General features: G+C 67.0%; 3 protein-coding genes. All 3 read right to left on the reverse strand.

The features are described 5' to 3' along the window. Nucleotides 1-55: 55 nt before the first annotated feature. Nucleotides 56-10,258: an Ig-like domain-containing protein gene (locus tag HOLFODRAFT_RS0216250; RefSeq protein WP_005031648.1), complete on the reverse strand. Its 10,203-nt coding sequence runs from the start codon at nucleotides 10,256-10,258 to the stop codon at nucleotides 56-58. 173 nt (nucleotides 10,259-10,431) lie between these two features. Continuing rightward, nucleotides 10,432-11,673: an OmpA family protein gene (locus HOLFODRAFT_RS23510; protein WP_005031650.1), complete on the reverse strand. Its 1,242-nt coding sequence runs from the start codon at nucleotides 11,671-11,673 to the stop codon at nucleotides 10,432-10,434. A gap of 28 nt (nucleotides 11,674-11,701) precedes the next feature. Then, the gene (locus HOLFODRAFT_RS0216260; protein WP_005031652.1) at nucleotides 11,702-25,366 is read right to left on the reverse strand and encodes a carboxypeptidase regulatory-like domain-containing protein; all 13,665 of its coding nucleotides are present in this window, start codon (nucleotides 25,364-25,366) and stop codon (nucleotides 11,702-11,704) included. Between the last annotated feature and the right edge of the window lie 136 nt (nucleotides 25,367-25,502).

A 25,502-nucleotide genomic window follows, 5' to 3' on the forward strand; every position in this document is an offset into this window, starting at 1 on the left:
GGTGGGGGCTCCGTCTACCTGAGGCAGCCTCGCCCACGCCCCACCGACGAAATGCTCACTGTTTCACACCGGTGCGATTGAAAACCAGAATGACCGGGGTGGGGGCCCCGGCAAGGCCCCGAAGGGTCTGCTGGAAACGGCTCACGGCGGTGCAGACCATCGGGAAGGGGTTCTGCATGCCGTTGCTGAAGAGATCCAGGCGCCGGGATCTCACATGATCCAGCAGGAAATCGAATACCCGCTTGCGGTAGTTGCTGTTGAAGCGCGCGTCCACGTCATAGGCCAGGCTGGCCGGGGGCTCAGCCACGTACAGGACATGGGGGTTCACCCCGCTGCTGGGGATATCCGGGTTGGTGAAGCCCGCGGTGCGCTGCCAGTTGGGGCTCAGGTACATGCTCAGGATTCCGATGCCGGGGTTGAACCACTGGCTGCCAACAACCATGGCCCGCTCCCCCACCACCACGTTCTGCCAGTGGAAGAGGTTGCCGAAACCGGCGTAGTCGACGCCGCCTTCCTGGTAACCGCTGCCGAACATCCCGTGGACCCGGGCCTGGTAGGCCTCGGGGCTGCGAAGCCCCTCGGGGGCGGAGGCCAGGTCCCAGGCTTCGGGCAGGGTGTCGACCTTGCCCAGGAGGGCGTCGATCTTCTGGCGATAGCCCTGATCACTGGCCTTATCCGAGGGATAGACCACCCCGGAGCTGGGCCCGAAGACCAGTTCCCGGGTCAGGAGCAGGTTCATGGGGAAAAGGCCGCTGTCGGTTGCGGCCTTCGGTAGGTTCCTCAGCTTCGGATAGCCCACCATGTAGCGCACCAGGGTGGCCTCCGGATTGAACTGGCCATTCTCCTTGAAGTGCTGCCGGATCATGGGCTGGATGCGCCCGTCGATGGGGCGCTCCGTGCCATCGGCCAGCTTCTCCACATCATCCTTCCGGAGGGCGGGGTCCTTGCCCCAGCTAAAGGGTTTATCTTGGAGCCTGCCGTAATCTCCGCCCCCCTCCTCCTTCTCGAACTTCTGGAGGGCGTTGACCACGTGGACGGTGCGGTAGCCGAAGGCGCCCCGGAGATCCCCGGCGAGGCCATCCTGGAGCTGCCCGCTGGTAGGCAGGCTGGTCAGGAAGGTGGGGCGCTCCGCCGAGGGCAGGGGCTCGTACCAGGGTTGGCCATCCGAACCCGTGCCGACCTTCATCCTCAGGGGCACCAGCACCCGATCCAGCATGGCTTGGATCACATCAAGCTTGACCTGCTCCAGGGGCACCTGCTGGACTTCGGCGGGGGCCAGGCCATAGAGCTGGGCCACATCCCCGGCGTAGGCTTCGCTCCGGGTGATGGAAAGGCGCCGGGTGTAGGCGTTGTCGGCCTTGAGGGGGGCCTCGGGGTCCGCCTTGAGCTGGGCCGAGATCCCATCGATGAACTGGGCCGTGAAGGGGTTGTTGCCCGTATCGCCGGGGTCCGTGGCGCTCACCACGGGGTCGTAGTGCCAGACGCCGCCCCGGGCCACATCGAAGAGGGTGGTGGTGCTGTTGGTCTTGACGGTGAACTTGTAGGTCCGTTCGTCTTCCCGGCTGTGGGCATTACCGCCCTTCCATTGCTGGAACTGGTTCTGGTCCTTGAACAACCGGTAACTCACCTCCACCCGGAAGGCACCGCCGTCATCCTTGCGAATGGCCTCGTCCAGGCTCACCAAGGTGTCAGCCTTGATGGAGAAGCGGTAGGCGCCATAGGCGAACTTGTCCTTCCACTTCGGGGAGGTGACCATTCCCCAGGCTCCGGCACTCAGTTCGAGCTTGGCGGGATCCCCATCCCCCCGGATGGGGCTGCGGGTGCTGCCCGTGCCCACCACCTGGCCGTTCACGACCTGGATGGCCTCCAGGCTCATGGCCTTGGGAATCTCCTGGCTCCCCTTGTAAAGCCTGGCTTCGGCCTCCATAAAGTAGCTGCTGCCGTTCCTGGTCATGTCGAGGAAGAGGGCGGGATCGCTCTGTTTCACGACCATGCTCATCTGCATCTCGCCCAGATCCGGGTAGTAGTGGCGCAGGAAGGGCCTGCCGTTTTCGCCCGAGAACTTGGCCAGGGCGTAGCCGACCTGCGGTGGCATGGCCTCCGAAGTGGGTGGTGTGGAAGACCCCAGGGCCTTGGCGTTGTATTCGTAGAAAGCCCCGGCGAAGTTTTGGTTCCAGTCCACCTCGACAGGGGCGCCGACCCAGCCTTCCATTTCCACAGCATCAATGGCGCGGATCTTCAGTTTGTCGGCATTCTGCAGCTTCTCATCGGTGTAGAGAAGGCCGTCCGCCAAGGTCCACCCAGCGGTTGCGGTGAAGCTGTATATCGGCGTGAGGGCCTGGGGGGTTGTCCCATTCGGCATGAGGGTCTTCAGGTCGAAGACGTACACCTGACCATTGGATTCCACGCCCACGAGCATCTTGGCGGGATCGGGGATGATCCGCCGGATGATGCCGGGAAGGGTTCCGCAGGCGTACTGGACCACTCCGGGGTCGTTCAGGTTGATGACATTGGGCTTCAGGACCCAGAACTTCCCGCCGCTGGCGGGGGTGGTCCCCACCAGTAATAGGTTGCCCTGCTCGGTGCCAGTGGGCCCCTGCCAGGTCCCCTTCATCACTTCCACCAAATCGGCATGCTCGCGCTCCACCGCAAAGGACAGGTCGTGAATGCGTCCATCCATGCCCTTGGGACCGCCACCCATGAAGGTGGCCATGGATTCAGGCTGGCCGACCTTGCCATCGATGAGGGCCAGCAGGCCATCGGAGTAGCCCATGGCGGCATAGGCGATGGGCAGGCCATTGGAATCCTCGGTGATCACACCGCTCATGACACTGGGGCGGTCGATGGCGGAGGAGGCATAGAAGCCATTGCTAGCCACCAGGGTGCTGGGATCAGGGAAATACCCCGCGGTCATCCGGGCCCGACGGGCCAGGACCTGCAGACCATTGAAGGCGGTTCCATCGGCTTCCAGGGCCTGGGCGTCACCCAGGAATCCCTCGTGCCAGGCGTTGGCATCCCAGAGCGAGAGACCGCCTCGGAGCTTGATGCAACCAAGCACGCCGCCCGCGCTGCCCAGGCCCTTGCCCCAGGCATCGGACAGGGTGCCCAGGGAGCTGACCATCAGGAGCTTGGGGGTATTGTTTTCGCCAAAACTGGCGGCATCGCCGGTGATGTCATATACCCAGATCGTGTTGTGGCGAGATCGGTACCAGTTGTCGCCGTCACTGCTCCACACGTACATCTCCGTGGCCTGGCGGGGCCGGGAGGTCACCAGGAGCAGGTCGCGGGCCTGCCCGGCAACCGATACCCCACTGGCCACCCGCATCCCGTTCAGTTCATGCCGGTGGAAGGGCTCGCCATTGGACCAGCCCTCAGCATTCAAGGGACCCTTGGGATCCCAGCTCCCATGGGCGCCAAAGGAATTTTTCCGCACGGGCTGGCTGGGGTCGCCCACATCAAGGATGCGGAGGGCCTGAATGGGCACACCGCCCACATCGAACTCGCTGCCCACGGAGGTTCCCACCGTCTCGAAGGCGTATAGCTTGCCGTTATGGGACACCATCTGGGTAAGGGTGCCGATTCCCGCCAGGGAGCCCACCTCTGAGGCACCACGCACCGTGAAGGACCACCGAGCGAAGGCTATCAACTCCAAGTTCCGGTCCACTATGCCCGACACGCTCACGACGACGGTGGCACCGAGAAGCAGGCGCTGATCGGGGATCAGCAGGACTTCCTGCACCTCGGTTGAGCTATCCGTCACTTCCAGGGCGTTGGAGACCACCCGGAAAGGAACGGAAGCCCCATTCACCGTGACCGTGAAGGAACTGGAGTTGGCCCCATGCACGGGTTCCGAAAAGGTGATCCGGACCATGGCCGAAGGGTCCATGTCCTTGTCGCCATCGGCGGGGTCCATGGAGACGATGGTGGGCCTGCCGGGAAGGCTTTCCCCCAACTGGCTCGGCAGGGTCACAATGGCCGAAACCTTGGCTGCGCCCTGGACCGGCTTGGCGGTCCAGCCCAGGACATCCACGCCCCAAGTGCCATCGGAGGTGAAGGTCAGGGGGACCTCCACGGGCAGGGCACCGAAGTCCTGTTCCAGCGAGCCGGTGATCCGGCCCCGCACCACGGGCTGGCTGCCCGTCTCGGTCTCGATCTTCAGGGTGAAGGTCTCCCCCACGGTGAACATATTGCGGGCGGAGCCCTTGGCATCCACCAGGGAGGCCTTGATCCTCGGCGCGGTCAGCGTGGGATCGAAGGGATTCCCGCCCTTGCTGGTGATGGCCAGGGAGTGGTTCCGCCTGATCCAGGGCAGGCCCAGGGTCAGGGCGCCGGGGGAGTCCGGGTCGACGCTGGTCTCCCCGGTGCGGGGGTCCACGGCGAAGAGGCCGATCCAGGTCTGGCCGCCGACGGCGCCGCTTTCGGGGCCACCCACATTCAGGTACCGGCCCTGCTCGTCGGCCACGGCCAGGAGGCGGCCCCGGGCCAGACGGCCCTTGCGGGCGGCATCGAGACCGGCGGTGCCGCTGTAGCGGTGGACCTCGGCCCCGGCCAGGGGACCGTAGCAGGTGGCCGAAGCGCCGCCACCACAACCACCGCTGCCGTTCCAGTTCCGGTAGACGGTGCCGGAATGGTAGTAGTAGGTGCTCTGCAGGATGGAGAAATTGATCTCGTTGATGACGCTGGCGCCGCCGTCGAAGTCCAGGGCGAACATGGCGTCCTTGGTGATGGCGGAACCCGTCCGGGCCACGTTCTTCTGGGCCGCCGAGACGGTGCGGGGCTGGACCTTGAGGCTCTGGCCCTGGACCACGGTGCCCAGGGTGGCATCGGGCAGGCGCAGCCCGCCCAGGCCAACGTAGGTGGTGCCATCCTTGCTGAGCTGAAGGGTGTCCGTGAGGATGTGGTACTCGTCCACCGTCCCGTCAGGCAGGGTGCTGGTCTCGGTGCGGAAGAGGCACAAGGGCCCGTTCCCCATCAGATCCCGGTCCAGGGGGACGGCGGGCACGCTGCCCACCCGGCTGGCGGCGATCTCGAGCACCGGCTGCTTCTTCAGGGTGGCGGCCCCCTTGACCCGGAGGCTGAGGCCCGGGAGGACCTTCTCGCCCTCCGCCAGGACATCGGCGGCAAGCTCGGGCATCGCCGTCATGGGCATGATCTGGAACTCGGCGGCGCTATCCAGGGCGTCTGCAGGCAGCACCACGGCCAGGCCCTCGGGCCCTTCCACCCGGCCACCGTCGGCGCCCAGGGTGGTGCGCCCATCGGCGGCGACGTAGCGGCCGATGGTGCCGCTGACGCTACGGCCATCCCGGGTCTGCACGATGACCTTCAGCCGTTCGCCCAGGTTCGCCTTCATGGGGAAGCTCAAGGCGCCGCCGGGGGGCATGACCCCCTGGCCATAGGCGCCCAGGTCCGTGGCCTCGATGGAGACGATGGCCCAGGCGGGCACGGCCCCCTCGGGAACCGTGACGGTGACATTGAGCTGCTCATCGGGGTAATTGACCCGGAAGCGGGTGAGATCCACATCCCCCTTGGCCTGGGCGGTGGTGGTGAAGCGCCGCTCAAAGAGGGGCGCCGTCTCACCCTGCACCGAGCGCAGGCCCTCGAGGGCCAGACGATAGGACTGGCCGTATTCCAGAGGGCTCTCGGGCACCAGGAGGAGGGCCCGGGCATCCTGGCTGAGGGTACGCCGGAGGGGGATCTCCAGGGAATCCGTGGCCCGGAAGAGCCGGGCGGTGGTGATGGTCTCGGCAGCCATGGGGCTGCTGGTGCTCACCTGGGCCACCTCGCCGGTGCCCACCTCCGCGGATTCGGCGGGGAGCACCTGAAGGATGCGGAAGGGGACGCTGGCCAGGGGCAGGACGATCCAGCTGGCAGGGAGCGTGACCTCCAGGCTCCCTGCCAGACCGAGATCCGCCCGCTCGCCCCGGAGGCTCCCGGCGGCGGCCATGGGGACGGCAAAGGCCCCCGAGGAGCCACTGAGGGCGGGGAGTAGATCGCCGCGCACCTGCACGTCTGCCAGGGGCTGACTCTTTCCGTCGGTGGTGGAGCCGCTGACCCACTGCCAGGGCTGCTCCGGCAGGAAGACCGCGAAGGTGCCGCCTTCCAGGATGGGCTGGGTGGCAAGGACCTTCCAGCGGGTTCCGTCCTTCTGGAGGGAACCCACCACAAGGCTGACCCGCTCGCCGTGGACCGCCCGCCGCTGGATCAGCAGAGGGCTTGCGCCCTCGGGCACGTCAAGGGCATCCAGGCTGATCTGGACTCCCTGGGCCAGGGTCCCCACCACGTCCACCTGGAAGGAGGCCTTGAGGGTGCCGGGGACTCCCAGGCTGCCCCAGAGGGCGGTCAGGTCGCCGCTGTCGGGGGTCACGGTGAGCAGGGCGGTGCCGCTGAGGGCGCCCGCGGGCACCTTGACGGTAACCCCGCCATTGCTGACCTCGCCCCCATCGGAACCCAGGAGACCGGATCCGGTTTCGGCCAGGCGGAGCTGGTCGTGGTAGAAGCCCACCCAGAGGCGACCCTCCACCAGCTCATCCTCGGCGAAGGTCCGGCTCATGCGCAGGGGCAGCCGCACCAGGAGGGCGTCCGGCACGCTTTCCAGCACCGGCAGGCCGTCCCGGACCAGAAGGCTCCAGCGGTGGGCCCAGAGGTCCTGGCTGAAGCTCTCGGGCTCAATGGTCCGCTTGTCCAGCAGGGTATAGGATTCCACCACATCGGCCTGGAGGGGCGTGCCGCTTGGCACAGCCGCACCGCCCTTGAAGGAGAGGATCATGCGGGGCTCCATGCGGGCTCCGCGAATGGCCTCCACCGTGGACAGGATCTGGGGTGCAGCGGTGGTGGTGCAGCCCAGATCCGTCCGCCAGTTCTCCTCGGGGAAGCCGCTCAGGAACTCTCCGGCCACCGCCTCAGGGGGCGCGGTGGGCTGGGGGTCCGCCAGGAGCAGGGCGTAGCCGCCGCTGGCGGGCACCGGAAGGGCGCTCAGGCCACCCAGGGCCAGGGGGGGGGTGAGGGCCACCCACTCGTGCTCGGCCTCGTCCCACTGGGCCCAGACGCCCCTGGCATCCTGAGGCAGTTCGGCGGGGGCCTTGAGCTTGGCGGTGATGGGGAAGGCTTCGCCCTCGACCCACCAGGCCGACACCGGGCTCCAGCCCAGGGGGAGGGCGGCGGGAAGGCCGTGGCTGGAGAGGGGGGTGGCGGACCAGCTTCCTTGGGCGTTCAGCACCAGGGCGCCCCCGGCGAAGCTCAGGGAGGGCTGGGGATCGGCCTTGCGGGTCAGGCGGGCGCTGAGGGTGGCCTCGACCCCGGCCTGTTTGAGTCCGGCACTGCGCCATACTGAGGTGTAGCCGCTCCTGGAGACCTTGATCCAGTTGTCGGGGATGGCGGTCTGGAGCGCCACGCGGCCGCTGGCGTCGCTGATGCCGCTCTCGCCATCTTCAATGGCCACGGTAGCGCCCTCCAGGGCAAGGCCCGTGCGGTCGTCGGCCACCCGCTGGAGCAGAGCTCCCCCGGCGTATACCTGGACGTAGGCCCGCAGGGTGACGGTCTCCCCCTGGTCATCGGTGCCCACCGCATCCACCGGGATGCGGCTGCCGATGGGGGCATCCTGAAGCACCTGGGCCTCCAGGGCCGGGAAGGGCGAGGTCACGCGGCCCAGAAGGGCGCCGCCGAACTGGATCTCCGCCGAGGCCAGGCTGGTTCCGGCTTCGGGCTGGATCTGGACAGGGATCCGCTGGCCGGGCCGGGCGGAATCGGGCGACACCAGCCGCATGCGGGGAAGGGTGGGCTCATAGATCACCTCCCGCTGCTCCATCAGGGTCTCCCCCGCCACCGTGCGGGCCACGAGGCTGAGGAGGTTGATCCCCTTGCCCCCCAGGCTCAGCTCTCCCTGAAAGCGGCCGGAAGCCCCCTGCCCACTCAAGGCCATGGGGACGCCATTGATTTCCAGGGAGGCGATCCCCGGCAGGTCCGCCTGGCCGGAGATGGAGCTGCTGCGGCGGGCGGAACGGGCGCCGTTGGCGGGAAGATCCCATCGGAAGGTGGCGCTGGAGGGGGGCGCGGAGAAAACCTTGACCTGGGCACTGCCGGTATTGCCGACCTCATCGGTACCCAGGGCCTGGATCAGGTTCTCACCGCCAGCCAGGGGGACCACCCCGGTGAAGGCCAGGCTGGTGTCCACGGCGACCGGGCTGCCGTTCAGCGTCAAGGCCGATACGGGGCGCAGGACGCGCCCCCGGACCCTCACGCTCTTGTCTGGAAGGCTCATGCCGTCGAGGGGCCACTGGATCTCAACCCCGAAGGAGGTCTGGTAGCGATGGATCGTGACCGTCCGGGTGCTGCTCTGGCCGAAGCGATTGGTGGCCACAAGGCGGATGGGGTTGTCCCCCTCCGCCAACGTGAGGGCGAGCGTAAAGCGGTTGGCGCTCTCCAGGGCGAGCGCAGACCCGTTGGCCGTGAGGCTCAGGGGGGCCACGAAGGGCGGTGCGGTGATCTGGCCAGCCAGATTGAGGGCGGAAGCCGAGGTGGTAAAGCTGCCATCGCTCTTGAGGGTCGGCTGCTCCACCTGGATGGAGGGGCTGGTGAGGCCCACTTCCAGGCGGCGCTGGATGGCGCTGGTGTTCCCGACCCCATCCTTGGCGGAAAGGGTGAGGGTGACCTGCCCTTCGGAAACGGCGGGTTCCGCCAGGATCTGATAGGGGGCCGCGACCCTGCTTCCCAGGGGGACCGCCTCCACCGCCAGGGCATTCCCGTCCAGATCGGCAGTGCAGATCTCGCTCGCGCTGGCGGCCACGGAGAGCCGAGGACTTCCGACCTTGGCCCCTTCGGCGGGGGTGGGGTCGATCCAGGCCAGGGCCGGAGGCGTCCAGTCGAAGGTGGCGGTCCGGGTGGCGTGCCCGGTATTCCCGGCAGCATCCGTGGCGAGGGCGACGAGGAGCTGGGAGCCTTCCTTGCCGGGCTTCCAGCTCCACTCGAAGGCGCCGCTGGCATCCAGGGGAACGGTCTGCCCGGAGATCAACAGGCGGGCCGTGGAGTCATCCACCCTTCCCTTCACCAGGGTTTCGCGGGCGGCGGTCTGGAGGCCTTCGGCTGGGCTCTCCAGGCTCAGCACCGGGGCGATGCTGTCCAGGGTGGTCCTCGCCTCCAGGCGCCCGGCATTGCCCGCCCAATCCGTGGCCTGAAGCCCGAGGGTATTGGCGCCTTCCAGAAGGGTGCAGGGGGTGCTGAAACGCCCCTGGGCGTCCAGCGGGATCACCTTCCCCTGGAGGGTGAGGATGGCCGCGGGGTCATCCACGCTGCCCGTGAGGTTGTAGGTGCTGAGGTTGGTGAGGGCGGGGACGGCCTGGCTGAGGGTGATCGCCGGAGGGGTTCGGTCCACGGTGATATGGCGGCTGTCCTGGGCCGTGGCGGTGCCCAGGGTGGCCTGGGCGCTGATGGTGAGCGAGCCTTCGGAGGGACTGAGGGTCAGGGCCCAGGCGCCACCGGCATCGGGAGCGACGCTCTGGCCGTTGACCGTGAGGGTGGCCGAAGCCTCGGTGAGGGTTCCGCTCGCAGTCACCGTCGCGGCGTTGGTCAGCAGACCTTCGGCGGGGCTCTGGATGGAGACACCCAAGGCACCCGGCGTGGGCGGGCTGGGGGGATCATAGATGACCGTGCGGGTCAGGGTGGCCCTCCGATCGCCGGAGGCCGTGGCCAGGAAGACCAGGGCGTTGATGCCGGGCTGGAGCGTGGCCGTGCCGGAGAACTGGCCGGTCCCTGCGACCGCGAGGGGGCTGGCGTCCAGGGTCACCGCAGCGGAGGCATCCGAAGCCAAGCCTGACACGGCGATGCTGGGCGCGGTGAACCGGGCCCCCTCGGCCGGGGAATTCACGGTGAGGGTCAGGGTGGGTTCCTGGTAGACCACCCGCCGGACGAGCTTGGCGCTGGCAGCCGCAAGGGGAAGGAGGCTGGAGCCCCTGCCCTTCTTGGCTTCCTCGGCACTCCAGGCCTGGACCGTGGCCCGGTTCTCCCCCGCCGCGAGCTGTAGATCCGCATGGAAGATCCCGTCGCCATTGACGGTCACGATCTGATCATTGACCGCCACGACCGCGTTGGCGGCGGAGATCTTGCCGTAGAGGGTGATGGAGGTCTGGTTCACCACGGCCCCTTCGATCGGGGTTGCCACCGTCAGGACCAGGGCCTCCGGCCCCGGGTAGGTGGTCTTCCCTCCCCCGCCGCAGGCGAGGGCGAGGAGGGCCAGAATGGAAAGGAGGCAGGAACGCAGGGACATGAACAGCTCGCTACAGGGATTCGGAGGTGGACCGGTAGGGGGGCGTACCAGGCGCCGGACTTCCAGGGCCGGGGGGGCCGAAGTTGAGCGGCAGGCAGGTCTTCAGGCCGGTGATCTTGAGGTAGTTGAAGCCATGGGCAGGGCCCAGGGGGGCTCAGGGTGATGCGGTCGGCTCATGGCTTCCCCTTCCCGGAATCCACAGAAGCGCTCTCCAGCACCAAACCGCTGGACGAGCGCCCGGAGATCTGGATATGGGCCGCCTCCAGGTGGATCTCCACGCGGCGGTTGAGGGCCCGGCCCTCGGGGGTGTCGTTGGGGGCGAGGGGCTGATCGGAGCCCTGGCCTTCGAAGCCCTCAACCTTCAGGCCCTCGGCCTCCAGAGCTTGGGCGACGGCCCTGGCGCGACGCTCGGACAGCCGCAGGTTGAAGCTGCGGCGTCCAGTGCCATCCGTGTGCCCGAGCACCCGCAGCCGGGGGGCCTCGGGCAGGGTCTTGAGGCGCTGGGCCCAGGCATTCAGGACCGCGAGTCCTTCGGTGGGGATCTCGCTACGGTTCAGGGCGAAGTGGAGGGCGGCTTCGTCCAGGGCGATGACCCTGGGAATCTCGGGCTGGGGTGCCTGGGCCTCGGCCACCGGAGGAGGAACCGTGACCACGACCGGCTGGGGGGCAGGCGTGGGAGGAAGTGGCGCAGGCGTCGGTGCCATCATTGGTGCCGGTGGTTCAGGCGCTGCGGCGACCCGCCCAGGCTTCCGGCCGAAGCGGTACCCCGCGGCCAGGGTCACGCTTTGGACGGGGGCGTGGGCCTTGGCGCAGGTTCCGGGGTTCGGGGAGTTGCCCAGATTGTCCATGTCCAGCATGTAGTCCACGCCCGAGGGGGTGGGCGCCGAGCGCAGTGCGCGGGCGTATTCCAGAGCGGCGAAGAATCCCCGGCCATCCTTGGAGAATCGATGGCGCAGCACGGCCCGCGCCCAGGGGCGGTTCAGGGTGCCTTGGCTCTCCAAGCCCCCATCTTTCATCACCAGACTCTCCCGGCGATATTCCAACCCGAGCCCGGCCTCCAGGGGCCAACGGAAGGGCCGTTCGAAGCGATAAAGCGCCCCCAGGGCGAACTGGGTGCCCAGCCGCAGGCGGGCCTGGACATCCCCGGACGCGCCATCGGTATTGGAATACGTCAACGGACGCTCACTCGGAAGGCGGAGGCCCGCCGTGGCCTCCAGGGCCTGTCCCGGGCGTGGCTTCCAGATGTCGTGGCCGTAGCGGAGGGCCAGGGCCTGGGAGGCCTTGGATTCAAGGTGCAGCGACCCGGTGGGCCTGGCGATAGTCATATCGCGGGGCTGCAGCCGCTCCAGGCCGAGCTGGAGGTCCTGGGAAAGGAGGGGGAGGGCAAGGAGGAAGATCAGGGGTGCAGGACGCATAAGCTCACTCGTTCATTCAGTTCTTGATTCAGGACTGCGGACATTCTTCCCCCTCCTCCCACTCCGTGGCCTTGAAGACGGGGCCGGGGGCCGGGGTGCTGCCATCGAAGGTGTAATCCCAGGAGCCCTTCCAGTTGGGGCCGCAGCCCGGAGGCTGGAGTTCCAGGCGCAGGGGCATGCCCATGGGAAGGTTGCCGTTCAAATAGGTCGAGGATTCATTGCGGTACGACCAGGCATCAAGGGTCCATCCATCCGGGGCGTGTAATGGACGGAATGCCAAGTCCTGAGAACGGATCGGCTGGTTCGCGCTGTCCACCACCTGGAAGGGGACTTCCTGCCAGACGGTCTGGGCCACCGGCTGGAGCAAGGTCTCCCCCGCAGCGACGGTGTAGGGCTGGGAGCCCCAGGCGCCGAGGTAGTACCCGCCCTCACCGTTCCGGAGGGATCCCATCCAGAGGGTGGCACCCAGGGGCACGCGCACGCGGGTGGGAGAGGTGTTGGCGTTGTAGTCCCATCGGTATTCCAGACTGCTCCAGCCATCCGAGAGCCAGGCGCTGCTGAAGGACGGGCTGTGGAAGGTGAAGCCGCCCGAGGGATCGCGGTTGCCTTCCCAGATCGCCAGATCCGGCCGGACCAGGCCAGGGGCGTCCGCCGAGATGGCCACGGCGAGCTGCTCTGGAGTGCTGCCATCGGAAGTCCGGAATTCGACAGTCTCCAGCCATCCGTGCTCCGGGAGCCGGATCTCCTGTGTCAGCGAGGAACCCAGGGCAGGCACCGTGAGGGACTCGACTTTGCCGAGGCCCGAGTCACCGTCGAACACCTGCACCTTCAGGGTGGCGCCGGGATCCTGGCCCAGGATCAGCATGGCCCAATCGCCGTTATCGTCGTCCCACCACTCGTAGGCCTGCCGCGAGGCGTCCTGGTCTGTGATGTCCGGTAGGTCGCAGCCGGGACCGTCCACGCTATCGGCGCCATCGGTCTCCAGGAGGCGGACCCGCAGCACGGTCAGATCCAGGGTGAGGATCTGGTTGATGTCCGTGCCTTCGGAGATGACCTGGTCCCCGGTCTCGGCTTCCACGTAATCACCCTTGCCGTAGGGCCGGTAGGACGCATATCCCCGCAGCACGGTTCCATCGGGCACTTCCATGATGGAGAGCTCCCCGGGGATCACGGTGAACCCGTAGTCGTAATCGGTCGCATACACATCTAACTCGGCGCCCACGGCGGGGGTGATGCCATCACCGGCCAGGGCCTGGAGGGTCCAGGTGCTGCGAACGTAGGGTAGCCGCAGGGTGCGCTCCAGGGTCTTGCCATCGTCCCCGGGGGCCACGGTGAGATCAAAGCGGCCCATCTCGCCGAAGGCGGGGTCCACCACCGCGAAGGTGTGGGTGCCTTCGGGGAAGTCCTGGCCGAAGGCCGGATCGTTGCCGTAGGCGCTCAGAGAAGGTGCATAGCCCGCAACGGTGCTCTGCACGAGTTGCAACTGCAGGCTGTGGTCCTGGGCCAGGGGACGGCCCTGGGCATCCTGATAGTGCAGGGTCAGGGATGCCATGGCGGGCAGAGTCACCGGGAGGATCTTTTCGATCCGGGTGGCGTCATCCTCTGGGCGCACCACCAGATCGAAGGTGCTCAAGGTGAGTCCGGTGCGGTCCTGGAGGGCGAAGCTGTGGGTGCCCTCGGGGAAGTGCTCGTCCATGACCAGGTTGCCGTTGATCCAGCGGGGATTGAAGTCCACGGCCGGAAGGTTGGGCAGGAAGCCGGTGGCCGTGCTGTTCTTGAGGACCAGCTTGAGGTTCCGGTCCACGGCCAGGGGACTGCCATCGGCGGCCTGGAGATGGAGGGTGAAAGCCGCCAGGGCTGGCAAGGTGGCCGTGACTGTGGGGGTCGGGTTGCTGGTGTCAAGTGTCGCAGTGACCGTCGCCTTCCATGGCCAAAGGTTGGCGCCCTGGTTCGACCAGGAGCCGGATTGGTTGGTGCCGATCGTGGTGGCCGCCTCGAAGGTATAGGCCCCGGACTGACCGATCTTCCAGATGCCGTTCGGGTTGCTGAGCGTCCTGGTCGTGGTGGCCGGGGTGGTGCTCAGTGTCCAGCGCGCGTAGTAGATGCTATAGGGCGCAAGGCTCCCGTTGGCTCGCTTGACCTGGAAGTTGACGTCGATGGTCTTGGCCAGGGTCAGGGTGATGCTTCCCGCAGGCTGCGCGGTGCTCACGGTGACAGAGTCATTGCTGGCGTCCAGGTAGCCGCTGGCGCTGGCGTTGACGGCAAAGGGGGTATCCAGGGGAACCGAGAGTAACAGGGTCCCGTCCTGGGCCGTCATGCCGGTCCGCTGGCCCCCCCCGGCGCTCACGGCGGCGTTGGGAATGGGATTGCCCGATGCGTCCTGAACCTTGACCGTGAGGCCGCCGAGGGGGAGAACCAGATTCAGAGTCTTGCTTTCGCCGTCCTGGGTCAGGGTGAAGGTCTGGTCAGGTATGCAAGGGAACCATAGATTGCAGCTGGAATAGTATTCCTGAAGCACCAGACTGCGACCAGCGGGCACGGGGTTCAGAGTGCATGTGCCTTGGTAGAGGCCTCCGTTTCTGATCGACTGCCCGGCATCCAGGATCCGGAGATTGCGGTCGGAGGCCGCCCGTCCATCGGCCGTGATGACGTTCACCACCACCTTGCCGGAACCCGGAAGAGCTAGGGTCCCCTGTGCCAGAACCCCCTCGGTCACCGCCACCCCAGTGGAAGCGGAATAGCCATTGGTGGCGTTCGTAACCGTGATCGTCGCGTTGCCGGGAGCCACGTTGGAGAAGGTCACCAGGCCAGCGTCGTCGGTGTACTGGGACTTGGTGCCGCCATCGGCCCCAGTCAGGCGGACGTACTGGTTCCTCGCCACAGGCGTCCCCGCCGGGGTCAGGATCTGCATGCGGACCTGGCCGAGGCTCGGGAGGTGGAAGGTCACTTCCGTCTCGGCATCCGCCGAGACACTGATGGTCTGATCAGGGAGGTAGCCCCCGGTCCTTGGATCCAGCACCCGAACCTTCCAGGTGCCCGGAAGGACGCCGGTCCATGTGAGACTCGTCTGCCCATACATGTATCTGCTAGCCACATCATTGATCAGGTAGCCATTGAATGACGAGGGGTATGGCAACCCATCGGCCCCGAGGAGGTTGAGCTTCACGGACCCCACCGCCGGGAAGGCCAGGGTGAGGGAGTTGTCCGTTCCCGCCTGGGCCTGGATCGTGCCCGAGATCTGAACCGTGTTGCCCGAATTGGGCAAGGTGGCCGTAGCCGTGTAGCTGCCGGGTGTCAGGAGCCAGGGCCCCACAACACCTTGGGCATTGGTGGAGTAAGTGTTGTATACATAGACCGAAGCGCCCGACACCACAGCCCCATGGGAATCCTGCACGGTCACCGAAATGGGGGCGGCTTCATCCAAGACCAAGTCCGTGTTCTGAGTCGTCTCGAGTGTCCGGCTCAGTGCAAGCTGGGGATAATTGCCGGGAACCGTTATCTTCACAACGCCGCCATCGGCGGGCTGGCCGGTCAGAGGAGAACTCGCATAGAAAGAACTCTTCCGGGCGAGGTTCTCCCGAGGCTCAAAGTTCAGGTGGAAGGAAGCATTGACCGGCACGCGCCCTAGGAAGTCCTTGATGGTCATCGTGACGGAAGCGTTCCAGGCTGGGAGAGGATCCGCCGCAGGCGCCTGGGCGGGGAGCCAGTTGGACCAGGCGGAGGGATCTCCGCCGTAGGTCCATTCGGGTGCCCCATGAAGGATCCGATCCAGGACACGGGTAGCACCCTCGGGTCGATAGTCGCTACTTGCCGAGGAATGACGGTAAGGAGCATGGGCCAGGGCCAGTGTCTTCTGCTCCCCTGGCGCCAAGGTCCATTCGGGCCATTGGAACCCGTTGGAATTGAGGGAAAGGGGAGTGTCTGCTCCATTCCCCCACAAGATCGTGCCGTAGTAGCTAAGAACACCTGCATCACGATTGTCGCCAGCCAGGATCGGCTGGCCCTGACCGGAAGGAATGCCCTGGTACGTGTACAGGGAAACCGCATGGCGGAGCGAAACCGCGTGGGGAGTGGCATCCGTATTCCGCATCCGGATTTCGTCTCGGACAACACAGGTCTGGGGCGCAACCGTCCGCGTTAGGGTCACTTCGATCACGCCAATCGTGGTGCTGTAAGTGATCTGGTGATCCTTCTCCAGCCATTGGGCGATTCCGCCAGGGGCGGAAGGAATGACTTCGGAACCGCCATCCACCTTCACATAGGGCGTGACTGAGTTCCAATTCCAGGTTGGGGAGAAATAACTGGAGGCCACATAACCGGAGTAACCCAGACGACCAAGGGGCATGTATACCCCCAGCGACACCGAATTCGACAGCAACGTCAGATCCAGCGTCGCACTCCCGCCATCCTCCGCCAGGGTCACATCCCCGGCGGCGACGGAGGTTGAAGTGCTGGCGGTGATGTGGCGGCTGCCGATGGGGATTTCGGTTTTGGACCAGGCCCCGGTGGCGTTGGTGGTTCCGATGGAGGAGCCGTCGATATTGACGTTCACGCCGCTGACGGGGTTGCCGCTGGCGTCCTTGACAGTGCCACTGAGGGAGCCGAAGCCCGGGGCCGTGAGGGCCAGGACCGTGTCGCCGTTCTTCACCAAGGTGACGTTGCCCAGGGAGAGCTGGCGCCCACCGGGGAGAACCACGTAGGCGTTGGCGTACCCGTTGTTGTAGTCCAGGTGGGGATTGGGGTCGGGAACCTGTATCGTCCCGTCTTCCGCCAGGTTGTAATACTGCGAACTGTAGTACGACACCAGCAAGCGGGTGCCCTGGGGCCAGGTCAGGGTGTTGTCGGCCCGCTTGATCTGGCCGGAGATGGTGCTGTAGGGCCGTGGCTGGAGGGTCAGAACCAGGGTCTGGTCCGCGGCCAGGGTGCCGCTGCTGGTGCAGGAGAGGCTATCCAGGGTGGCGCTGGCGGCGATGGAGCCCTCCAGCACATCCGTGAAGGTGGCCACGCCCTGGGCATCGCTGGTGGCCTGGAGCGGAGTGCCTGCGGACCAGGCGCTGTTGTTCCGTAGGGTCACAGCCTGGTCCCCAAGGATGGTTCCATCCGTGGCCAGGGTCTTGACGGTCACGGTGCCGGTGCCCTTGAGGGTCAGGTTCAGGGTGTAGGTGCTGCCGTCCCCGCCGATGCTGGCGCTATCGAGGGCCCGGTTGGGGCGGCCCTGGACGGTGGCGAGCACGCTGGAGCCGCCGGTGCCAAGGCCCTCGAGGCGGTAGGCCCCCTGGGCGTCCGTGGTGGCGGACAGGCTGCCGGAGCTCACGACGGCGTTGGCCACAAGGCTCCCCTTGGCGTCCTTGACGATGCCCTGGACCATTCCGAAGGCGGGGGCCCGCAGATCCACGACCGTCACGCCGTTCTTCACAAGGCTCACGGAGCCGACGGAGAAGGTGGCGCCGCTGGGCAGGCTCACCTGCACCGGTACGCTGGCGGTGGTGTAGCCGAGGGCGGGCTCGGGCGAGGGAGGCACCAGGGTGCCGTCCGCCTGAAGGCCGTAAATGAAGCCCTGGATGGTGGCGATGGCGCCCGTGGACCAGGTGTTCAGGTCCGAGGCGCGGCGGACCTTGCCGGAGATCCGGCTGATGTCGCGGGAGCGGAGTTCGAGGGTGAGTGTTCCGCCATCCGTGAGATTCCCGGAGGCGGTGCGCAGCTTGCCGTCCAGGGTGGCGGAAATGGCGATGCCGCCCTCCAGCACGTCCGTGAAACGGGCCACGCCGCTGGCATCGCTGGTGGCCGTGAGGGAAGTCCCACTCGACCAGGGGCTTGTGTTATCCAGGGAGACCGTCTGGCCCGGGTTGGGGCTGCCATCCTCCCGGAGGACGTTCACCTGGACGCTACCGGTGCCCTTGAGGGCCAGGTCCTGGAGGTGGACCTCGCCATCGCTGCCGAGGGCCACGCTCTCCAGGGCCCGGTTGGGACGGCCCGGGAGGGTCACGGAAAGGGTGTAGCTGCCGATCGCCAGGGGTTCGATGCGGAAGGCTCCGGTGGCATCGGTCGTGACCGCGAGGGGGCGGCCCACAAGCGTCACCAGAGCGCCCGCCACCGCGTTGCCTCGGCTGTCCTTCACGGTGCCCGCGAGGGCGCCCTGGTCAGGAGCCGGATAGACCACGGGCAGGCTCTGGCCGTGCTGGCCGAGGGTGAAGCCGGGCTGGGCGCCCAGGAGCCCGAAGCCCGTGGCCTGGATGCTCAGGGGGCGTCCGATCCAGAGGCCGGTGGCCACCCAGGTGCCGTCCCCCTGGGGCTGGGCCGTCCAGGTCGGCGTGCCGACGCCGGACACGGTGATGGCGCTGCCCGTGAGGGTACGCCCGGAGGCGGTCTGGACGGTGATGAGCGCCGACCCCACACCCAGGGCTGGAATCTGGACCACCTGTATCTGGCCCGTAGGTGCCGTCAGCTCGAACTGGGCCTCCAGGGCGGGCTGGTTGGGAACCCCGCTCACCTGGACCCGGTAGGGTCCATCGGGAAGCCCAGCGAGGCTCGCGGTGCCTGCGGCATCCAGATCCCCTTGCCACTGGCCGCCGTAGACGCCGGTGGGAGTGAGCACGAAGTGACCGGGCCCCGGTGCGGAGGAGCCGTCCGGGTAGACCAGGGACAGGCGCAGGCTGCGGGGCACGGGCTGCTGGAGGGTAAGTTCCTCCACTTCCCGGTCCCCGGTGAGGGAGAGGTTCAGGGTCGCGATGACCGTGGTGGTCATTTCGCGGCAGCCATCCAGGCGGTAGGCCTGCCCGGCCCTCAGGTAGCGGAAGAAGAAGGTGGGGTGGTCGGGATCGAAGAGATCCCCGGTCGTCACGGCACGGTTCAGTTCCCTGCCCTGGGCATCCCGGAGGAGGACGGTCATGGGGATCTTGTTGCCGTCGCTGTCCTTGGTCCAGCCCTTGAGGTTCACGAAGGCCGGAAGGGCCCGGGTGAGGTCAACCGTATCGCCTTCGCCTCCGATCGTGAAGCTCTCCTGGAAGGCCTGGGTGGAACCGTCATCCCAGAGGACCGTCAGGGTAAGGGCCTGCCCGGCGGGGAGCGCACCGATCTGGAACCGTCCTTCGGCATCGGTGGTCGACCTGGCGATGACGCTCCCCCCGCTGCTCACCTGGAGCTGGAGGGGCGGCAACTGGGGCCGCAGGGCATCGGTGAAGCGTCCGGTCAGGGAACCCTGGGCCGAAAGGGCGAAGTTCACCTCCAGGTCCTCGTTGTTGGCGGAGAGGCTTGCCGGGGCGGACTGCCCCTGGCGCCCGGCGCCGGTGAGGGCACGGAGGGTGATGGGCTTCCCGACGGGTAGCTCCTTGATCGTGAAATGCCCGCTGGCATCCGTGGCGCTGGAGGCGCCTCCCCCGGTGTAGCTGGCGGTGATGGCGGCATAGGGCACCGGCTGGCTAACCGGATCCGTCAGCAGGCCATGGATCTGGCCGGTGGGGGCCGTGGTGAGGCTCACGGGGACGTCCTGGCCCTCGGTTTCCAGAACGAAGGAGGCGGAGCTGCCCCCGCTGAGGGTGGCGGTGCCCAGCCCCTGGCCGACGTTCAGGAAACGGGCGACGCCCTCCAGATCGGTCTTGGGCACAGCGCCGCTCCAGACATTGGCGGACAGGCAGACGGATGCCCCGGATACCACCGCCCCATCGGAATCCTTCACGGTGGCGGTCACGCTGCCGATGGCCCGGGCCTGGGCGGAGAAGTCCTGGATGGCGGGTCCGTCCTTGAGCACGGACAGGTTCCAGGTCCCGCGAGGACGGCCCTTGAGATCGGTGAGGTTGAGGGTGTAGGAGCCGATGGGCACGTCCGGGAGGGTGCACTGTCCCAGGGAATCCAGCGTGGCCGTGCGGTTCAGCCCGTGGATGCGGAGCTGCCATCCATCCAGGGGCAAGTCGGGCGCACCGGGGGGCGGCAGAACCGTCCCGAAGACGGAGCGGACCCCCTTGAGAGTGAGGGTCTGGGCGAACTCTCCCTGGTTGGCGGCGCGACTGAAGGCCAGACTTCCGCTGGCGAGGCTCACGGGATCCGTGGCCTCCACGAAGTAGTCCCCGGGGGGCAGCGTGAAGCTGGCCTTGCCCTCGGCGTCGGTGGTGGCCTCGGTGGTGAAGGTCAGGGCCGGACCGCCGGTGTAGCGCACCGAAAGGCTGGCCCGCAGCACAGGGGCCTGACTTTCATCCACGACCTTGAGCACGACGGGACCCTTGTCCTGGCAGGTGATCTCCACCTCGGTGAAGGGGCCGTCCTGGGTGCATTCCGCCACATTGACCGTGATCCGGCCGATCTGCCGCGTATCGGGATCCCAGGCCTCCAGTCGGACGACCCCTGCGGGCAGGGGATAGAAGAGGAAGCGGCCTTCGACGCCCTCCTGATAGGTGGGGGAAACCCCCAGCCAGGCGTTGCCGCTGTCACCCCGCTGCCCGTAGGCATCCACCCGGCCGGAGGGCACGGGCGTCCCGTCGGAACGCTTGAGGATGCCGCGGATGCCGCCGACGGGCTGGAGCCGGACGCTCACCTCGGTGTTGCCGCCGCCCACGGGCAGCTCGGCCGAGGCGGTGCCCCGGAGCCCCGTGGGGTTCTTGATGAGGACGGTGACGGGGCCTTCGAGCAGATCCTCGAAGAGCAGCTCGCCTCCGTTGGCGGGCAGAAGCTTCTGCTTCAGCTCCGGCAGGTCGTAGGCCCCGAGCAGGCCGTTGTTCTTGCTGTGGATGACCTCCACCTCCGCCTCGGGAAGCGGCTTGCCCTGGTGGTCCTGGACATGGATCTGGAGATTCCCCCGGCCCCATAGGCGGATGTTCCGTGCCTGGGACTCCTCCACCTTCATCTCGAACGCAGTCACGAAGAAATCCCCGGTGACGGGGTCCTCGGCCCGGAGCTTGTATTTTCCTGCGGGGATGACCTTGGCGAACTTGTAGATGCCGTCCTCCTGGGTGAGGACCGTGAGATCGCCGATGCTGCCTCCGATGAGGCTCACCCGGGCGCCCTTGGGCACCGGCGTGGCGCCATCCCGGCCCACCACCCGGCCCTTGAGCTCGCCCGCGAAGGAGGCGATCAGGGTGAGATCCATGGTCCTGGAGACGTTCACCTCGTCGCCGAAGCTCCCGGCCTGGGTGGCGATGACGGGGAAGAGCTCGCTGTTGCCGTTTAGGGTGAAGGCACCGGAGGGCAGGCCCGTGAACGTGTATATCCCGGTGGCGGGGGTACGCGCGGCGGCCACCTCTTCTTCGACCAGCAGGCCCCAGTTGGGGTTGCCCTGTTCAGATGTCTGGATGCTGGGCAGGAAGGCCTTCACCCATACCTGGGCCATGGCGGGGATCTTCTGGGCCCCCTCCTGGGGCTGGTAAACCGTGCCCTGGAGGGTGTTGTTGCCGACGGCGGGGAGGACGAGGCTCAGTTCACGGGTCTCGCCATCGGAGAGCTGGATGAAGAGGGGCGTGATGGCGGTGCGGAGCTCGGGCCCCACCGCCGCCAGGCGGAACTGGCCGCCCACGGGCACATCGGGGATCTGGAAGGCTCCACTGGCGTCCGTGATGGCCAGGCGGTTCTTCTTCATATCGTCGCAGACGGGCGGGATGGCCACGTAGGCGCCCTTCACCGGGCTGCCGTCGGGCCGCTTCACGGTGCCCTTCAGGCCCGCCTTGGCGGGCATGACCACGCGCAGGGTGTAGCTCTCTCCCGCCTCGGGCGTGAGGGAATCCCCCTGGGTGACCCCCACCCAGGCCGGGTGGTAGGCCCGGACCGTGATGGTCTGGCCGGGGGCCAGTTCGAAGGAGGGCGTGAGGCCCTCTCCATCGGTGCTCAGGTTGTACGCGGAGTCGTTCGCATAGCCCACGTAGGCGTTGGCCACAGGGTTACCGGCGCTGTCCGCCACCAGTACCCGGGCATGGGCCCGCTCCTGGGGGGGAAGCTGGCGCAGCTCCGCCACAAGTTCCGCGCCCGGTTCCAGGAAGCCATGGAATTCCGTGACGCTGCCTTTGGCCAGGAAGGGGGCGAGGAGGTGGATGTCCCCGGAGGGCACATCCTTGAAGCGCACCCATCCATCGGCCTCTGCGGTGGCCTGCTCGGGATAGACATAGGTGACCGTGCCGGAACCGCTGCGAAGGATCCCCGCCGGGAAGCCCATGCGGATCCATTCCTTCATCTGGGGCTGGCCCAGGAGATCGAGCAGGCGCACCTTGATCTGGCCCACCTTGCCCTTGAGGACCAGATCCTTGCGGACCACCTCACCATCCCGGGCGATCTCGCCGCTCCCGGCGACGCCGAAGAGGCCCTTGAGGGCCCGGATAGAGAAGACACCGGTCTTGAGGCCATCCAGGCGGTAGTACCCGTTGGCGTCCGAACTGCCGCTCACGGCGAAGCTCCCGCCGCCGGTCCCCACATTGAGCCCATAGGTGGGTTGCTCCTGGACGGCCTGGACCTGGACTCCGGGCACAGGGTTGCCCTGGGCGTCCAGGGTGTAGCCTTCGAGGCTCCCCTTCCCTTCCAGCACGAGGTCCATCTGGATGACCTGCCCGTTGCCAAGGACGCTGGCCTGGGCGAAGGCCCGGCCCCCGGGCATGTCCCCCTGGAGGAGGAAGGGGCCGATGGCGTAGGAGACCGGCTCCGGCACATAGTCGAGCTGGTAGGAGCCGTCGGGTTCGGTGGCTACGTTGTTGGTGACCAGGGCGTAGTATTCCTGGATGTCCTCCTTCACGAAAAGCTCACCGGTGGCCAGATCCAGTTCATTGCTGTGGACCTTGGTGTAGTACCAATAGGTCAGGGTGGCCTGGAGCCCCGTGCCGTCCAGCTTGCGGGCATGGCCCTTGACGACGGCCCCGCCGGGCACCAGACCGCTCTGGATGGGCCAGGTCCTGGTGTTCGAAAGGGGGTTGCCCTGGGCGTCCGTCCAAGAATCCGCCAGGGTGATCTGGCGCTGGATGTATGGCCCCACGGGCTTTTCGAGGTAGAGGGAGATCACGCGCGGATAGGCCTGGAGCAGCGCCGGAGGCGAGGGCATCTTCTTGGGCTGCCCGTTCCCGTCCAGCTCCAGGGTCCCGTCAGGCTTGGTGGCGTTGCCCATGACCTTCCGCCAGAAGGCGTTGCCCTCCACCTGGACCAGGGCCTGGGCCTGCTGGAAGCCTTCGTCGCCCGTTCCGATGCTCAGGGGCGTGTTGGGCCGGTTGAAGAGCACCATCACATGGGTGCCGTAGGGGGTGGCGTCCGGGAAGAGGTCCAGATCGTAGCGATGGACCGCCAGGACCTGGAAGGGCTCCGGCGCGAGGGCCTCCACCGACTCGGCGGTCCCCTGGTGGGTCAGGGTCCCGGTGGAATCGGTGACCTTGACCTGGAGCTCGCGCTGGGCCCCCAGGGAGACAGAGGCCGTCTGACCCGTTCCCAGACGGAAGGCCAGGCGGCTGTGGATGGGCTGGGTCTCCCCGGTGGTGGGGACCAGGAGCGCCAGATCGAGATCCATGTGGTCGCTTCCCTGGTTGGCTAGGCTCAGGGTGCCGGTGGTCCCTGCCGGGAAGGGGAACTGGAGCAGGTGGTTCCCGCCCTCGCCGCCCCAGGCGGCTCCCTTGGCCCCGAGCGCGGGGAGGGGCGAAACATTCTGGAGCACTTGTCCGGTGCCATCGGTCATCCCGATGGAGAGCCCCTCCTCGGCCCCCTTAAGGGCCACCACTGCGGTGCCGGAGACGCCATAGCCATAGCTGGCCATCTCCTTGAGGCGCTCGGCCGGGGTCCGGGAGCTGTCAGCCCAGGTCCTCCAGGCCGCCAGGAAGGCGGCGCGCAGCTCGGCCCCGGCCTCGGTGGTGCGCACCAGCTGGTCGAAACCCTCGTCGGTGTTCCGGGTGAAGGCGCTCCAGAGTTCCCACCAGATCCGGGCGCGATCCGTGCCCATCTTGAGGAAGACGCCCTGCTCACTGAGGGTCTGGGCCATCCTGTCCGTCACGGTCCCCCGGGCGATGGGAAGCACCCCCACCGGCAGGGCCCCCTTGGTGGTGGCCACGGAGTAGGCTTGGCCGAGCACCCGGAGCATGGCCTCCCGGAGGCGCTCTGGCAGCCCGTCCCGGCCCTCCAGGGTCTGGGGGATGCAGAGCGTATCGGGATTCAGGCGGATGTTGCGCTCCCCGATGCCGCTGGAGAGTTGGAAGCCCACGGTGCCGTCCTCAATGTAGAGGTATGAGCTCTGGACCTCGCCGGTCTTCATGGCCCGGAGTTGGAACTTGAAGGAGGCGGTCTCCCCGGGATTGAGGGTGTGCTTGGGAGAGCCGTTCTCGTTGGTGGCCACCTCCTCCAGCTTGAGGACCGGAGCGCTCACCAGCTTGGCATTGCCCAGGCGGGCCTGGTCGATGGACAGGGAGATGCCCGTGGCAAAGGTGCCGGAGGTGTTCGTGAGGCGGGCCTCCAGGGTGTAGACCTCCCCCTTGCGCACCACATCGGGGTGGACCAGCAGGAGATTGAAGGTGGGATTCTTGACCAGGAGCCTGCCGGAGGCGGTCCCGCGCAGGGGCACAGCTTCATCCAATCCGGGCCCCTCGAACTGGCCCTGGATGAGGAAGTTGGCCGGATGGCTGCCCTCCTTGAGGCCCTCTACGTAGAAGTTGGCCATGCCGCTCTCGCCAGCCGCCAGACTATCCTCGCCCTTGCCGGGATTGCCCTCGGCGTCATTTCCGAGCACGGCCTTGCGCGCGGTATCGTCGATCCCTTCGCCCTGCTTGGGCACAAGCTTCAGGGCGCCGACCCCATCCCCGGCCGTGGGTGGCGAATAGGTAGCGGTCAGATGGGTGACCTTGAAGGGAGACCCCGCCTGGAGGGTGTTCAATACCACCACACTCACGCGGTAGTGCTGGTGGAGGTAGCCGATGCTTCCCGGAATCACCAGTAGGGCCCTGAAGCTGTGGCGCATGGCGTGGGACACGGCGGGGCGGCTGAGCAGGAAGGGATCCTTCTCAGGCATGATTTCGGCGGCCACCACGCTGAGATCCGGAATATCTCCGCTTGCCCCGGCGCCCTGGATTTCGAGCCGACCGAGGATGCCCCCGCCCCTGGGGTCTTCCACACCGTTATAGAGGGGGGTCGCCACGGGAAGGCTCAGGTTGATCTGGCGGCTGCCGATGCTGAGGGCCATGGTGAAACGCCGAGCCTCGTAGCTCCCCGCTCCCAGTTGGAGGCCCGCATCCCGAATCTCCTCGCCGGTCATGGGTGTCGAGGTGACGCTGCTGATCAGAATCTCACCCAGACTGGAGATGGTCATGACCAGAGGCTTGGCCTCCAGGAGGATCCTATCACCCGCCATCAGACGCACACTGGAGACGGTATAGCTGCCCTCCTGAGGCATGGCAGGCATGGAAAGTCCGGTAGCGATGGACCCTTTGACGGTCGTGGCTGGAAGCCCCGGCCCGGAAAAGGTGCCGATCAGTTCCGCCTCGGCGGGCAGCATGTTCTGCAGTTCAGCCGAGGTGGCGCTGCGCCCTCCCAGCTGGAAGGTCACGGGGATGCGGAAGGGGCTCCCCTGGGGAAGCTGGATCGGCGTAGAAGGAAGCTGCATCGACAGGCCGACAAGCTGCATCTCCCAGGTGGCCAGTGCTCCGGAACGCAGGGCCGCTGCCGCACGTGCAGGTGCAGATAGACATGTGAAGACCATGACAAGGCTCACGAGGACTGTGAGCCTGAGCTGGTGACGCAGGTTTGATCGGGACACGCCTTACTCCACGGGACGACAGTGACCCCGGCATGCCACTGTCCATTCATGGATCAGATGGGACGCCAGAAATCAACCCGCAGGCTACCACGAAGGATTGGTTAATAAATATTAAAAATACAATCCAGCAAAAGGG

This window comes from Holophaga foetida DSM 6591, from assembly GCF_000242615.2.
Classification (GTDB): Bacteria; Acidobacteriota; Holophagae; order Holophagales; family Holophagaceae; genus Holophaga; species Holophaga foetida.